This window comes from Burkholderia sp. WSM2232, assembly GCF_000472545.1.
Lineage (GTDB): Bacteria > Pseudomonadota > Gammaproteobacteria > Burkholderiales > Burkholderiaceae > Paraburkholderia.
This window is the reverse complement of record NZ_KI421432.1, coordinates 390,907-406,074: the sequence shown is the minus strand read 5'-3', so window position 1 is coordinate 406,074 and position 15,168 is coordinate 390,907. Positions and strand designations below refer to the sequence as shown.

Below are 15,168 nucleotides of genomic sequence, written 5' to 3'. Positions count from 1 at the left end.
CTGTCATCGGACAACGTATCTCGTGCTACGGCCGTAGATACCGGTCATTCGCACCAGACGTCATACATTCCCGCCGCCCGGCCGACATTGGAGACTTCATGAACTCTGCCCTCACCACGGCAATGGACCCATTGGCGTCCGCCGTTTCCAAGGTCAAGCGGCATGTGTTGCCGCTTTTCCTCATCATGTTCATTGCGAACTATATCGACCGCGTGAACATCGGCTTCGTCAACGCTCACATGAAAGCCGACCTCGGCATCGGCGCCGCCGCGTATGGTCTCGGCAGCGGCCTGTTCTTCATCGGCTATGCGCTGTTCGAAGTGCCGTCCAACGTATTGATGCAGAAGTACGGCGCGCGCGCGTGGCTTACGCGGATCATGGGCACGTGGGGCGTGGTCGCCGCGGCCATGGCGTTCGTGTCGAACGAGACCTCGTTCTATGTGCTGCGGTTTCTGCTCGGCGTGGCCGAAGCCGGCTTCTTTCCGGGCGTGGTGTTCTATTTCACGCAGTGGCTGCCGCAAAAGGAGCGCGGCAAGGCGGTGGCGATTTTCCTGTCGGGTTCGGCCATCGCCTCGGTCGTATCCGGCCCGATTACCGGCAGCCTGCTGTCCATTCGCGGACTCGGCCTGCACGGCTGGCAATGGATGTTCCTGATCGAAGGCGGCTTTTCGGTCGTGCTGTGCGCGGTGAGCTGGATCTTCCTCAAGTCGCGCATTAGCGACGCATCGTGGCTCACGGCTAACGAGCAACGCGTACTGGAAGACACGATTGCCGCCGAACAGGCCGAGCGCGTCGCGCATGGCGGCGCCCACCTGCCGGCCATCAAGCTGCTGAAGGACCCGCAGATCGTGCTGTTCTGCTGCCTGTACTTCGCGATCCAGTTGACGATTTACGCGGCCACGTTCTGGCTGCCGACCATCATCCGCAAGATCGGCGGGCTTTCCGATTTCGAAGTCGGTATGCTCAACGCGATTCCCTGGCTTATCGCCATGGTCGCAATGTACTGTTTCGCGTTGCTCTCGGCCAGATGGCGTTTCCAGCAGGCGTGGCTGGCGGTCGCGCTGGTGATTGCGGCCTGCGGTCTCTTTGCATCGACGTCGGGCAATCCGGTTCTGTCGTTCGTCGCCATCTGCTTTTCGGCGATCGGCTTCAAGGCGGCGGCGTCGCTGTTCTGGCCGATCCCGCAAGGCTATCTGGATGCACGCGTCGCTGCAGCGGTGATTGCGCTGATCAACTCCATCGGCAATCTGGGCGGCTTCTTTGCGCCCGCCACGTTCGGCTATTTGCAGCAGCACACCGGTTCGATCACCGGCGGTCTTTATGGCCTCGGCGTCGCCTCGTTGATCGCTGCGGCGGCGGCTTTTCTCGCACGCAATCGACGCGGCGACCGCAACGCACTGCGCGATCCGCTGCAAGGCGGCGCACACTGAGCGCTTGTCATCGTCAGGCCCACTCACTCTCCTCGTCCAGTTCACATGTCCACGAAACCTTCCAATCCGAACGATACGCCCACCGTCACCGAACTGCGCGTCGTGCCCGTTGCGGGCCGCGACAGCATGTTGTTGAATCTGAGCGGCGCGCACGGTCCGTTCTTCACACGCAATGTTGTGATTCTGCGCGATAGCGCGGGGCACATCGGCGTTGGCGAAGTGCCGGGCGGCGAGAATATCCGCAAGACGATCGACGACGCGCGTCCGTTCGTTGTCGGCCAGTCTATCGGCAACTTGCAAGCTATCCTGAACAAAGTGCGCACGCAGTTCGCGGACCGCGATGCCGGCGGCCGAGGCCTGCAGACGTTCGACCTGCGCACCACGATTCACGCGGTAACCGCGCTCGAAGCGGCGTTACTTGATCTGCTTGGCCAGCATCTCGGCGTGCCCGTCGCGGCACTGCTTGGCGAGGGCCAGCAACGCGACGAAGTGGAGATGCTCGGTTACCTGTTCTATATCGGCGACCGCAACAAGACGGACTTGCCGTACGCGAGCGGCGCCGACGGACGCGACGACTGGGACCGCGTGCGCACCGAAGAAGCCCTGACGCCCCAAGCGGTGGTTCGCCTCGCCGAAGCCGCGCAGGCCCGCTACGGTTTCAACGACTTCAAGCTGAAGGGCGGTGTGCTGTCCGGCGACGCGGAAATCGAAGCGGTGACTGCGCTCGCCGAACGTTTTCCCAATGCACGCGTGACACTGGACCCGAACGGCGCATGGTCACTCGCGGAAGCCGTGCGCCTGTGCCGCGGCAAGCATGACGTGCTCGCCTATGCGGAAGACCCGTGTGGCGCCGAAAACGGTTATTCGGGCCGCGAGGTCATGGCGGAATTCCGCCGCGCAACGGGCTTGCCAACGGCGACCAACATGATCGCCACCGACTGGCGTCAGATGGGCCACGCGATTCAGTTGCAATCCGTGGACATTCCGCTTGCCGATCCGCACTTCTGGACCATGCAGGGCTCGGTGCGCGTCGCGCAGATGTGCAATGACTGGGGGCTCACGTGGGGCTCTCATTCGAACAATCACTTCGACATTTCGCTTGCCATGTTCACCCACGTCGCGGCTGCCGCGCCCGGCAAGATCACCGCAATCGACACTCACTGGATCTGGCAGGACGGCCAGCGTTTGACGCGCGAGCCGTTGCGGATTGTCGGCGGCAAGGTGAAGGTGCCGCAGAAGCCCGGCCTCGGCGTGGAACTGGATATGGACGAGATTGAGAAGGCGCACGCGCTCTATCAGCAGCACGGCCTTGGCGCACGCGACGACGGCGTCGCCATGCAGTACCTGATTCCCAACTGGAAATTCGACAACAAGCGCCCGTGCCTCGTGCGCTAATGTGCTGATGTGCGCGAGAGGCTGCAACCTCGCGCGCGTTCAGTCACTTCGACAGCGGCCCCGCGAAAGTGCGCGGCCGGCCACTGGCCGCGCTAGCCGCGGCGGAACACCACGTGCGAAATCCGCTGCACCAGCAACGCAGCGACGAGCGCCGCGACCGCCGTCAGCCACACGCCGATGTGAATGGACTGCACGAGCGCGTCGCGTGCGGTGTCGATCAACGCGAGCGTGTTGAGCGCGGTCGGCTTCATGTCCGCGATCAGCTTCTGGCGCGACGCTTCGTCGATCAGAATGCGCAAATCGACGAAGCGGGGTCGCCATTGCGAGGCCGCCGGCTCACCGAGCACGCTGATGGTTCGCGTCACCACATCGCGGTAATGGTGCTGCACGACCGTCGCCACGATGCTCGTGCCCAACATGCCGCCCACCATTCGGGTGGACTGCAGCAGCGCCGTAGTAATGCCGAAGCGCTCGCGGCCCGCAATCTCCTGGCCGAACACATTCAGATTGTTGAGGATGAAGCCGAGGCCGATGCCGACGGCGGCCATCGGCAATTCGATCCATAGATGCGGCGTGTCGGCATTGGCGAACGCAATGCCAATGGACGCGAACAACAGCAGCCCGAAGCCGATGGAGAGAATGCGCGTCGGCTTTTTCATGTGAATCACAATGCGCGTGTTGAGCACGCTGCCAAGCGCGATACAGGCGGCGATGGGCGTGGCGAGCAGCCCCGCCTGTTGCGGAGAGAGGCCAAACCCGCCTTGCAACAGCAGCGGCGCGAAAAAGATCAGCGAGAACATGACAAAGCCCGACAGCATGCCGAGCGTGAACAGCGTGACGAGTTGCGAGTCTTTGAAGAGGTCGAGCGGAATGATGGGATGCGTGGCGCGCTTCTCGCACCGGTACAACGCAATGGCGCCGATCACCACGCACACGGCGAGCGCGATGTTGCCGGCGCTCAGGCCGTCTTTGGGCACTGCTTCAATCAAAGCCTGCAGGCCACCCAGCACGGCGGCCACGAGTCCCGCGCCGAGCCAGTCGATCTTCACTTCGCCTTCGTGCGGACGCTCAAAACTCGGCAGATGCACCCAGATGAAATAGAGCGCCGCGGCACCGACCGGCAGATTGATCAGAAACGTGGAGCGCCAGCCGAGATGCTCGCTCATCCAGCCGCCAAGCGATGGTCCTGCCGCGGTGCCGATGCCGTACGCCGCGGCCATCACCACTTGCCAGCGCACGCGAGCGCGCGGGTCGGGAAACAGATCGGGAATCGAGGCAAACGCGGTACCCACCATCATGCCGCCGCCTACGCCTTGCAAGCCGCGCGCGATCACCAGAAACAGCATGTCGTTGGCGATGCCGCAGAGCACGGACGCCACCGTGAACGTGATGACCGCGGCAATCACGAAGCGCTTGCGGCCGAAGTAATCGCCCAGCCGGCCAAACACCGGCACCGTTACCACTGAAGCCAGCAGGTAAGCGCTCGCGATCCACGCGTAGTACTCGAAGCCGTGCAGCTCCGCCACGATGGAAGGCAGCGCCGTACTGACGACCGTCTGATCGAGCGCCACCAGCATGTTGACGAGACCGATGCCGAGCATCGCGAAGAGGGCGTTCCGGAAAGGCAGCGCGGTAGCAGCGGCAGGGGAAGTCACGGATCTGGGCAGGAGAGCGATTGTGGATGAAGCGCCGGGTGGCGCGGCGGTGTGGCAACTAGCGCGAGCCGGAGTTGTCTGACCACTTGCGCATTATACGGGTTATCCCTTAGACGAAACTATTGCGGTGCCGTTTTATGCCGGACCAAAGCAGCGGCCGCGGAGGGCAGCGGATCCGCGCGCAGGAGGTGTGACTGGGGCGCTGCGGGTGGCAACGCATGCGTGGCGGTCCACATGACATGTAAACGACAGCGCCTGCACGAACTTAAGGGTGCGCTTCATGCGCGGCGCCCCCTCAGCACGCTGTCATCCAACGCGAGGAATCCCGCGCTTTTAGTGGCGACCATGCCAGGAAAGGGTTTGTCTCTACGCAGGGCGCCCGCGTCTGTGCCGATAGATAGCTCAGGTAGTCGTGTGGCGCGACGGCGGAGCTCGAACCGTCGGCGGTTCGCATAGCGCTCTATCGACTTTCTTTGACTGGACTTACAGGGGCGCGAGCATGCATCGACTGAATTTCAAGCAGAAGCTCTGGTTGCCGCTGGTTGTCAGTCTGCTCGCGCTGCTCGCCGTGTCGGTGTCGGCCGCGTGGCTGTCGCGCGAGACCCGCATCGAAGAGCGCAAGAACGACCTTGTGAACGTCGGTCATGTCGGGCTCAGCATCGTCAAGCAGTATGCGGCGCTCGCGGCAAGCGGCGCGCTCAGCGAGGCCGAGGCCCGCAAGCAGGCGCTCGAACGTTTGCGCGACATACGTTACGGCGAGGACGGCTACTTTCTTGTGCTCGATTCGAAGCCGCGCATGATCATGCACGCGATGAAACCGGCGACGAACGGCAAGGATCTCGCGGGCGTCGAGGATGCCGATGGCCGTCATCATTACGTGACTTTCGCGACGGTGGCGCAGGCCCCCGAGGGCGGCTTCGTCGACTATGTGTTCCCGCATCCGGGCAATCCGCCATCCGCCGCGGTCGAGAAAATCGGCTACGTCGTGCGTTACGCGCCGTGGGACTGGATCCTCGCGACAGGGGCGTATGTCGACGATATCGACGCCGCATTCAGGCGCTCGCTGTACATGCTCGGCGCGGTGGTCGGCGCCGTCGCGCTGCTGGTGTCCGCGCTCGTTGCGTTCACCAATCGCAGCATTCAACGCACCATTGGCGGCGACCCGGCCTATGTGGCGCATGTTGCCGGCGAAATCTCCCAGGGCAACCTCGTCATACCGATAGAGCTGCGTTCCGGCGACGACTACAGCCTTCTGCACACCATGCGGCAAATGCGCGATGCGCTGGCGGGCACCATCGTGCAGATCAGCGGGGCCGCGGACAAAGTGGCAACTGGCGCACGCGAGATTGCCCAGGGCAATACGGACCTGTCCGCGCGCACCGAAAGCCAGGCCGCGTCTCTGGAAGAGACCGCAGCCAGCATGGAGCAGATGACCGCGATGGTCCGGCAAACCTCAGAAAGCGCGCAGACGGCGAGCCAACTGACGGCGAGTGCGGAGCAGATCGTCATGCATGGCGGGCAGATGGCGGCCGAAGCGGTGACGACGATGCAGGAGATATCGACGGAATCGCACAAGATGGTGGAGATCATTGCGGTGATCGAAGGCATTGCGTTTCAGACCAACATACTCGCGCTGAACGCGGCCGTTGAAGCGGCCCGCGCGGGCGAAGAAGGGCGCGGCTTCGCGGTGGTAGCCGGTGAAGTCCGCACGCTGGCGCAGCGCAGCGCGTCGGCGGCGAAAGAGATCCGCGCGCTGATCAGCCGCGCGGCGGGGCGGGTGGAGAATGGCGTCGAACTCGTCGGTAAGACCGGCACCACGATCCAGGCGGCGAGCGAGGCCATTGCAAAGCTGTCGGGCGTGATGCGCGATATTGCGGCGGCTGCCGCGGAGCAGAGCGCGGGCATCGACCAGGTCGGCGACGCGGTCTCGCAGATGGACAGCGTCACGCAACAGAACGCCGCGCTGGTCGAGCAGGCCGCCGCAGTCGCGCAGACCTTGACCGAGCAGGCGAGGCTGCTGGAGGCGTCGATTCACACCTTCCAGGTGGAGGCGGATACGCGCGAGGCCGCGGCCGCGGTGGGGCGGGCGGGCAAGAATGGTTGGGGCGTGTCCGGGCTGCGGGCGGCGTAGCGGGGGAAGCGGTAGGGCGACCTGAGCTGCGGCGGGAGGTGCCGGGGGGAGAGTGGCCCATGCGGGGAGCAATATCGCCCTGCTACGCCAGCCGCCGCCCGCCGTAGCGATCCATCTCGCGCCTATGCTACGGTTCCAGCAGTGGGCGCGCGCATCTTCAGCCGCGCACGGCAAAGAGCCGCCCACTCGCCGACCCTTGACCCGGAGCCCGCATGCCGAAACCCGCCCGCGCTGCAACCCTCGTTCTGCTGTCATCCGTTGCGTTGGTCATCGCGACCTCGGCCCAGGCCGACTCGTCATGCGATAAAGCCTGCCGCGAGCGTGGCCAACTGCTGGATCATCGGGTGACCTCGCGGCTTGACGCAGCGGCGCTGTCGAACCTGCTTGCCGCCAGTCCCTCGGGGCAGCAACTCATGCAAATGGCGGGCAAGCCGGAGTGCGGCGTGCAGATCGTGCATTACGGCTACCGGACCATTGGCGGCGCCGGCGAGGCGGCCACGGCGAGCGGTGCACTCATGATCCCGCAGGGCGACGGTCCGACCTGCAGCGGGCCGCGTCCGATGATGCTGTATGCGCACGGCACCACCACCTACAGCAAGTACGATCTCGCGGATGTTACGCGTAGCGACCCGGAGAACGGCGGCGCGAGCGAGGGCCTGAGCGTGGCCGCAATGTACGCCGCGCACGGCTACATCGTGGCGGCCAGCAACTACGCCGGCTATGCCGGTTCGAATCTTCCCTACCACCCTTATCTGAACGCCGACCAGCAGTCCTCGGAAATGATCGACTCGCTGCGGGCGGCGCGCGCCTTGTTGAGCGGCGACGGCTCGCGGGCAGCGATTGGCGAAAACGGCAAGCTGTTCGTCACGGGCTATTCGCAAGGCGGTTTCGTTGCGCTCGCGACGCATCGCGCGTTGCAGGCGGCAGGCGTCAGCGTGACGGCCTCCGCGCCAGGCTCCGGTCCGTATGCGCTTGCCGCTACGGCGGACGCCATCGTTGCAGGGCAGGTCAATCTCGGCTCGACGCTCTTTACGACATTGGCCGTGACGGGTTATCAGCGCGCCTACGGGAATCTGTATCGCAAACCGGCTGAGTTTTTCGAAGCCGCCTATGCGCCGGATATCGAGCAACTGCTCCCAGGCCTGCAATCGCTCGATTCCATGTTCTCGCAAGGCAGGTTGCCGCCGTCGCATCTTTTCAGCAGCACACCGCCCGCTGCGCGATTCGCTCCGGTTACGCCGCCTGCGTCGCCGTCGCTCACGCCTGCGGTGTTGACCCCGCTTTTCGCAGCCGGCTTCGGCGAGGGCAATCTCGTGCGCAACCGCTATCGCGGCGCACTTCTCGAAGACGCCGCGGCAAATCCCGACGGCGCGTTCCCCAACGCAACGCCGGGTATGGCGCCCGCGGCGAACCCCATGCATCCGCTACGCCAGGCTTTCAAGCGCAACGATTTGCGCAACTGGGTGCCGAAGGCGCCGGTTCTGCTGTGCGGCGGCGGCTCGGACCCGATGGTGTTCTTCTTCAACGCGCGCGCCGAGCAGGCGTACTGGCTGAACGCCGGGGTGCCGGCGGGATTGACTGCGGTGCTGGATGTCGACTCGCCCGTTGGCGGAAGCGACGATTCATTCGCACCCATCAAGCGCGGCTTTGTGAATGCGAAGGCTGCAGTGGCGAGACAGGCGATAGCAGCAGGCGCAGCCGACGGCGGCGCATCCGCGGTGCTGCGTTCATATCATGGCGGGTTGGTTGCGGGCTCATGCATGCTGGCGGCGCGGGCCTTCTTCGCCACCTTTTGAGCGATTTCGGGCTGCGCTGCAGCGAAGGCGTTAGTTGCCGAACAACGAACCCTGTACTCCGGGGGACGGCGCACGGTGCGCGCGTTTTGCAGGGGCTCCGACGGCTTGTGCGCTTACTTGCGCTTGCACGTCACCCGCTGCTGTGAGCGACGTTTGCCCTGCTTCCAGCGACAACAACAGCATCTTGTTCGCCAACCCGCCGGCAAAGCCCGTCAAATCGCCGGACGCGCCTATCACGCGGTGGCAAGGCGCCACGATTGAAATCGGGTTTCTGCCGTTTGCCGCGCCCACCGCGCGCACAGCGTTGCTATTGCCGATCTGTGCGGCGATTTGCGCATAAGTGCGCGTCTGACCGAATGGAATGGTCAACAGCGCGGCCCATACCTTTTGCTGGAACGCGGTGCCCTGAAAGTCGAGTTCGAGATCGAACGTCTGCCTCTTGCCTGCAAAGTATTCGTTCAATTGACGCCCGGCTTCGCACAGAACAGGCAGATCATCCGCATGCAGCAACTCGCCGCCGAATCGTACGCGATTGGGCTTGTCGTTCTCCCACAGAATGGCGGTCAAGCGCCCGGCGCGGGCGACCAGCTTCAATTTGCCGACTGGAGAATCCATCAGCTTGTATGCGTAAGTCACTTGTCTGCTCCTGCTGGTTGAAGTGGAGGTCACGCGGCGCGAGTCCGGTGCGCGAGCGAGCGCCGCGAAATGAGTGCGGCGACGATCTCAGTGTGAACGTTGCGACGGGCGCAAGCACTTCGAATCTTGCTGTCTGTTTCGCCGTCAAGTATGAAGGATTTGTGCGCAGTGCGGTGAGCCTGCGCCGCGCAATCGCGCGACGTCGCGAACTCTGTAGAAGCGCGGCGCGACGCGACTCAGTAAAATCGACGCTTCCAGCACGATGCGCGGCGCCCACGAGATCTTCCTATCACTGTGACAACGACACTTGAACAACTGCGAGCGGGGCAACTGACAGGTACACGCCATCTCAAGCTTGCTTGCGGGCTAAGCGAATTTCCACGCGAGATTCTCGATCTCGCGGACACGCTCGAAGTGCTCGATCTTTCAGGCAATGCGCTCATGACGCTGCCCGACGACTTCGCGCGACTACGCAAGCTGCGCATTTTCTTTGCGTCGAACAATCCGTTCACGGACTTGCCGCAAGTGCTCGGGCAGTGTCCGCAATTGAGCATGATCGGATTCAAGGCCAATCGCATTCGTACTGTGAAGGGAAATGCGTTGCCGCCGCGCCTGCGCTGGCTGATTCTCACGGACAACGAGATCGACGCGCTGCCGCCCGAGATCGGCAACTGCAGACATTTGCAGAAGTTGATGCTGGCGGGCAATCGTCTGCGTTTTCTTCCCGCAGAGCTGGCCGCGTGTTCGCGCCTCGAGTTGCTGCGGCTGGCCGCGAACAGACTGGATGGATTGCCCGCGTGGCTCCTGCGCATGCCGCGGCTCGCCTGGCTCGCTTTTGCGGGCAACCCATTTGGCGAGACACTGGAAGCCGCGGCGCTGCACGATACGCCCTTCGCCGGAATTGCCTGGAGCGATTTGCGTGTGCACGAGCCGCTGGGCGAGGGTGCCTCGGGCGTGATCTATCGTGCCGAGCTCCGTGTGAACGGTAGCGCTACGCGGCCCGTCGCGCTCAAGCTGTTCAAGGGCGCCGTGACAAGCGACGGTTTGCCCGACTGCGAAATGGCGGCTTGCCTGCGCTCTGGCGATCACCCGAACCTGATCGCCGTCGCCGGAAGAGTGAAGGACCACCCGGCCAACGCGCACGGGCTGGTGATGGAACTGATCGACCCGCAGTACCGCAATCTGGCCGGACCGCCGAGCTTCGAATCGTGCACACGCGACATTTACGACGCAAACGCGCGTTTTGTACCCGCCGACGTTGTCGATATGGCATACGGCATTGCATCGGCCGCGTGTCATTTGCACCGGCGCGGCGTGATGCACGGCGACCTGTACGCGCACAACATTCTGTACGACGGCCAGGCACGTGTATTGTTAGGGGACTTCGGCGCAGCGTCGTTCTATTCGACGCGCGATCGCGCATCGCGCACCGCGCTGGAGCGCCTCGAAGTGAGGGCATATGGCTGCCTGATCGAGGAATTGTTGGATCGTTGCGATCAGCGCGATGCGTTTGCGCAGTCAGACGGCGCTGCGAAACTCGCGAGCCTGCGGGATCGTTGCCTGAGCGAAGACGTCGACAGCCGGCCTCTCTTCGAAGAGATCGCATCTGAACTGTTCGCGCTGAAGGCCCGTTGATGGCGAACAGGCGACCCGCCTGCGGGCCCATCGATCAGTGTTCATCCGCTGGCGTTCATGCAGTTCGCGGGCGCAATCAGAAAGGAGAACGACCATGACGCAGGGAATGCGCCGCCGCGTGATGATCGCCGGGGCACTGGCTGCGGCCGGGCTTGCGCGTGCGGCCGGCGCGGCAACGCCGGAAGGCGGCATGCCGAAGATCGCGCTCGTGCTGAAATCGCTCAGCGACCCTTTCACCGTGGCGATGGCGAACGCCGCGAGAAACTATCAGCAGCATTACGCGTCGCAATTCGTGTTGACGGTGCGCGGAACCGCAACCGAGCCCGATACGGCCGGACAGATCCGCATTGTCGAACAGATGATCGGCGCGAAGATGAACGCAATCGTGATTGCACCATCGGGCTCCAAAGGGCTCACGTCCGTGGTTGCGCGAGCGATCAAGGCGGGCATCATCGTCATCAGTATCGACAATCCGCTGGACGACGCCTTGCAGGACGCCGCGAAAATCTCCGTGCCGTTCGTCGGTCCGGATAACCGCAAGGGCGCGATGCTGGTGGCGAACTATCTGGCCGAGCGGCTCAAGTCTGGCGATCAGGTGGGCATCATCGGCGGCATCCAGGCGGATCGCAACGCGCAGCAACGCACGGCCGGCTACAAGGAAGCAATGAACGCCGCGGGCTTGCAGGTGGTCGCGACGGAGCCCGGCGACTGGGAGTATGGCAAGGGCCGCGACGTTGCATCGAGAATGCTTGGCCAGCATCCGCAGATTCGTGGTTTGCTATGTGCAAACGACAACATGGCAATGGGTGCGGCCGACGCCGTGCGCGACGCGGGCCGCACCGGCGGCGTGTTGATCACCGGCTACAACGCGATTGAAGCCATCAAGCCGCTGATCGCAGACGGTCACGTGCTCGCCACGGTCAATCAGTTCGCCGAACGTCAGGCCGTATTCGGCATGGACGTCGCTTTAAAAGCAGTGACCGAGCAGCGAAAGCAGAGCGAGTTGTCGCGCACGATAGAGACGCCGCTGCAACTGGTCACGGCGGTAAAACGCTGATTCGCTTTGCTGCGCGCCCTGCGTATGCAGTGCCGGGTTGCCGGCGCCGCACACGCCAGGACGCTGTAGCCACGTCTGCCCGGAGGCATTAGAAGATTAGAAGGTGTCCCAGCCATCTGTGCCCGTTGCGACTGCAGGGGCTGCCGTGGCCGCAGCGGCCGGCCGCAGGCTCGGCTTCGCCGCGCGGTGCTTCGCAACCGACTGCTTGCTCGCCGAAGCGCTCGCAGCGCGCGGCGGCGCGGACCGCACGGCGGCGGATTCGTGCTGTGCCGCAGCCGTTGCACCATCGAGATGGAAGAACGACACCGACTGATTCAACTGCCGGCCCTGGTCTTCAAGCGACTTCGAGGCGGCCGCCGCTTCTTCCACGAGTGCGGCGTTCTGCTGCGTGACCTCGTCCATCTGCGTGATCGCCTGGTTCACCTGTTCGATGCCGCGACTCTGTTCCGCCGAGGCCGCCGCAATTTCTCCCATGATGTCGGTCACGCGCGCCACTGCCTGAGTGACCTCGGCCATCGTCATACCGGCTTTGTCAGCGAGCGACGACCCGTCCCGGATCTTTTCGACGGAGGTGCTGATCAGATCCTTGATTTCCTTCGCCGCACTCGACGAGCGCTGCGCAAGGTTGCGCACCTCGCTTGCCACCACGGCGAAGCCGCGTCCCTGTTCGCCCGCACGCGCTGCTTCCACCGCGGCATTGAGCGCGAGAATATTCGTCTGGAACGCAATGCCTTCGATCATGCCGGTGATCTCCGCAATGCGGGTGGAGTTCGCGCTGATATCGCCCATCGTGCCGACCATTTCACCGACCACGCCATTGCCCTTCAGCGCCACCTCCGATGCATTGGCCGACAACGTGCTCGCCTGCTGCGCGTTTTCCGCGTTCTGTTTCACGGTGGCCGTCAGTTCTTCCATACTCGACGCAGTTTCCTGCAGCGAAGCCGCCTGTTGTTCGGTACGCGACGAAAGGTCGACATTGCCCGACGCAATCTGGCTGGAGCCTGTGGCGATGCTGTCGGCCGCGCTGCGGACATTGCCGATCAGGCGTACAAGGCTCGACTGCATCTCGCCCATCGAGGCGAGCACGCTGCCTGCGGGCGCCTTGCTCGCACCGGGCACGGTGCGCAGATCGCCTTGCGCAACGCGCCGTGTGACTTCCGCGAGCGCCACCGGCTCGGCGCCAAGCGCACGCATCAGGCCGCGTGTGATGACGATGCCTGCCCCGATTGCAAGCGCAACAGCGCCGATACAGAAGGCAATCAGTAAATTGCGCTGATGTGCGAATTGCTCGGCGGACTGCTGTTCCATCTGCACCTCGCGCTGGTGTGTGGCGTCGAGGTAAGCGCTGGTCGCCTTGGTCAACGCAGTCAGCAGCGGGCGGCATTTCGCGGCGATATCGGCAATGGCGGCATCGCGTTGGCCGCTCAGCGCGAGCCTGTTGATCTCGAGCGCGACCGGTCGATAAAGCTGTTCAATACGCGATATTTCGCCAGCAAGCGTGCGTGCGTTATCGTTGATGTCTGTCGCCCCGGCCACCATCGCGTTGAATTTTTCCAGGCGGCTTTCCACCTGCTTCTCCGCGTCCAGCACGGCCGCCTTTTCAACCTCAATGTCAGAGGACGAAGAAACGAGCACCAGGTTACGCACCGCGAGCGCACGGGCATTGACGGCGTCGCGCAACGACTCGGCCATTTGCGCCCGCGCATTGATGCCGCTGACAAAGCCGGAGAAACGCTCGTTCGCATCGTTGAGCGACATCAGCGAGATTGCGGAGACAATCAATACGACAAACGCAAGCGAGCCAAATCCGGTCGTCAGCTTGGTCTTTTCCGAAAGATTATGGAAATTCATGATTTTGCACTCCAGTCGCCACTTTTCTGGCCGAAAACTATGTTGAAGGCTCCGGCTGTCCGGACGAGTTCCGGGGCCGCTAGCACACGATCGGATTTCAGTTTTCGCCGGTGCCAAACGCAATAACGGCATGTGCGCAGGGTGTCGTAGGGCGGTTATCCCGAGTACAGAGCCCGCAAAGGTTTGCGGATGATTGATATTTGCTATGAAGCAATTGCTCAATGGTAGAACGTCATGGCGAGCCGCGAGCGAGCGCAATATGGCAATCGCGTGTCTTTTTCGTGGCGGCCATCGCGGCTTCATGTTCGGCTGGTAAATTGCGGGCTGGGACAAACAGAAAGCGGAAACAGCCCGAAAGACCTATGAAATCTGAATTGCTGCTGCAAACTTACGGCTCGGATTCGTCCGGCATTGTGTGCGGCTTTGTCTTTTCGCCCACGCAGCCGGGCCGGCCCATTTCCGCCGACGACGCACTAGAATGGCTGCGCGCGCGCCAGAACGGCGGTACGGCGCATGCGGACGAATTTCTATGGCTGCATTTCAATCTCGCGCATAGCGCGAGCGAGCGTTGGATGCGTGCGCAACTCGATCTGCCCGAGACGTTTTTCGACGCGCTGCGCGAGGGCTCGCACTCCACGCGCATCGAGCAGGCAGACGGGGCGCTCCGTGCGGTCGTCAACGACGTGATGTTCAACCTCGAGTTCACTCCGTCCGAGATTGCAACGCTGTGGATCTACGCGCATCAGCGGATCATCGTGACAGCGCGACTAAAGCCGCTGCGTTCGGTTGACCGCTTGCGCGCGTCGGTGAAAGAAGGCGAAGTCTTTCGCTCGCCAGTGGAACTGCTGGTGCACCTGATGCGCGACCAGGCGGATCTGCTCGTGCAGATCGTTCGACGCACGAGCGCCGACGTGGATCGTATCGAGGACCGCTTTCTCTCGCAAAGGCCCACGCAAAACCGGCTCGACCTCGGTGCGATGCGACGTATGCTGACGCGCTTGCAGCGCATGCTCGCACCGGAACCCGGTGCGATTTTCCGCCTGCTCGCCAGACCGCCGCGCTGGCTTCAGCAGGAGGACGTGCAGGATTTGCGCGAGTCGACGGAAGAGTTCTCCGTGGTACTGTCGGACATGGCAGGGCTGATCGAACGTGTCAGGCTGCTGCAGGAAGAGATCATTTCGCGGCTCGAAGAACAGAATAACCGCACGCTGTTCACGCTGACGCTGGTCACGGTTCTCGCGATGCCAATCAATATCGTCGCCGGCTTTTTCGGCATGAATGTGGGCGGCATTCCGCTTGCCGACAACCATCACGGCTTCTGGGTGATGGTGGTGCTCGTGGCCTGCTTCACGGGATTGACGGCATGGTGGGCGTTCCGACGCAGGAAGGAGCGCTAGCGCAGCAAGGCGGTCAGGTTTGCGCCTCTCTCCTGCGCGTGCCGGGCGTCGCAGAGCGGCACACCTGAAGAGGAATTTGTCCGTACGAGGGGCGTTGAAACGGACCGTATCAACGGGCCGTTTTTAACGGGCGACACAAGCGGACGCCATGAAAAACTAGAGGCCGCACGCCGTGAAGGCAGGCC

General features: G+C 63.3%; 10 protein-coding genes. 7 read left to right on the top strand and 3 right to left on the bottom strand.

Annotation, left to right across the window (positions count from 1 at the left end; genetic code table 11):
* Positions 1-98: 98 nt before the first annotated feature.
* Together F757_RS0131620 and gudD are read left to right on the top strand one after the other, a co-directional pair.
* Positions 99-1,430 carry an MFS transporter gene (locus tag F757_RS0131620; RefSeq protein WP_027214842.1) on the top strand — a complete coding sequence of 444 codons (1,332 nt, stop codon included), beginning with the start codon at positions 99-101 and terminating at the stop codon, positions 1,428-1,430.
* Between the two features lie 45 nt (positions 1,431-1,475).
* A complete protein-coding gene (gene gudD / locus F757_RS0131615) occupies positions 1,476-2,825 on the top strand; it encodes a glucarate dehydratase (RefSeq protein WP_027214841.1) in 1,350 nt (449 codons plus the stop codon).
* Positions 2,826-2,917: 92 nt separating this feature from the next.
* Here gudD and F757_RS0131610 read toward each other — a convergent pair whose 3' ends face one another.
* Positions 2,918-4,426, bottom strand: a complete 1,509-nt coding sequence (locus F757_RS0131610) for an MFS transporter (protein ID WP_027214840.1) — start codon at positions 4,424-4,426, stop codon at positions 2,918-2,920.
* A 553-nt stretch (positions 4,427-4,979) separates the two neighbouring features.
* Here F757_RS0131610 and F757_RS0131605 point away from each other — a divergent pair.
* Together F757_RS0131605 and F757_RS0131600 are read left to right on the top strand one after the other, a co-directional pair.
* Positions 4,980-6,611 (top strand): methyl-accepting chemotaxis protein, encoded by a 1,632-nt coding sequence (locus tag F757_RS0131605; RefSeq protein WP_027214839.1) that lies wholly within the window; start codon positions 4,980-4,982, stop codon positions 6,609-6,611.
* Between the two features lie 212 nt (positions 6,612-6,823).
* The gene (locus tag F757_RS0131600) at positions 6,824-8,407 is read left to right on the top strand and encodes an alpha/beta hydrolase family protein (protein WP_027214838.1); all 1,584 of its coding nucleotides are present in this window, start codon (positions 6,824-6,826) and stop codon (positions 8,405-8,407) included.
* Between the two features lie 30 nt (positions 8,408-8,437).
* Here F757_RS0131600 and F757_RS0131595 read toward each other — a convergent pair whose 3' ends face one another.
* Entirely contained in the window at positions 8,438-9,043 is a 606-nt protein-coding gene (locus F757_RS0131595; protein ID WP_027214837.1) for a methylated-DNA--[protein]-cysteine S-methyltransferase, read from the bottom strand.
* A 294-nt stretch (positions 9,044-9,337) separates the two neighbouring features.
* On the opposite strand from F757_RS0131595, the gene F757_RS0131590 reads away from it, so the two are divergent.
* Positions 9,338-10,678 carry a leucine-rich repeat-containing protein kinase family protein gene (locus F757_RS0131590; protein ID WP_027214836.1) on the top strand — a complete coding sequence of 447 codons (1,341 nt, stop codon included), beginning with the start codon at positions 9,338-9,340 and terminating at the stop codon, positions 10,676-10,678.
* A gap of 94 nt (positions 10,679-10,772) precedes the next feature.
* Entirely contained in the window at positions 10,773-11,735 is a 963-nt protein-coding gene (locus F757_RS0131585) for a substrate-binding domain-containing protein (protein ID WP_027214835.1), read from the top strand.
* A 96-nt stretch (positions 11,736-11,831) separates the two neighbouring features.
* On the opposite strand, the gene F757_RS0131580 is transcribed toward F757_RS0131585, so the two are convergent.
* Positions 11,832-13,586 carry a methyl-accepting chemotaxis protein gene (locus F757_RS0131580; protein WP_027214834.1) on the bottom strand — a complete coding sequence of 585 codons (1,755 nt, stop codon included), beginning with the start codon at positions 13,584-13,586 and terminating at the stop codon, positions 11,832-11,834.
* Between the two features lie 362 nt (positions 13,587-13,948).
* Between F757_RS0131580 and F757_RS0131575 the strand changes: the two genes are divergently transcribed.
* Positions 13,949-14,983, top strand: a complete 1,035-nt coding sequence (locus F757_RS0131575) for a transporter (protein ID WP_027214833.1) — start codon at positions 13,949-13,951, stop codon at positions 14,981-14,983.
* The last annotated feature ends 185 nt before the right edge of the window (positions 14,984-15,168 follow it).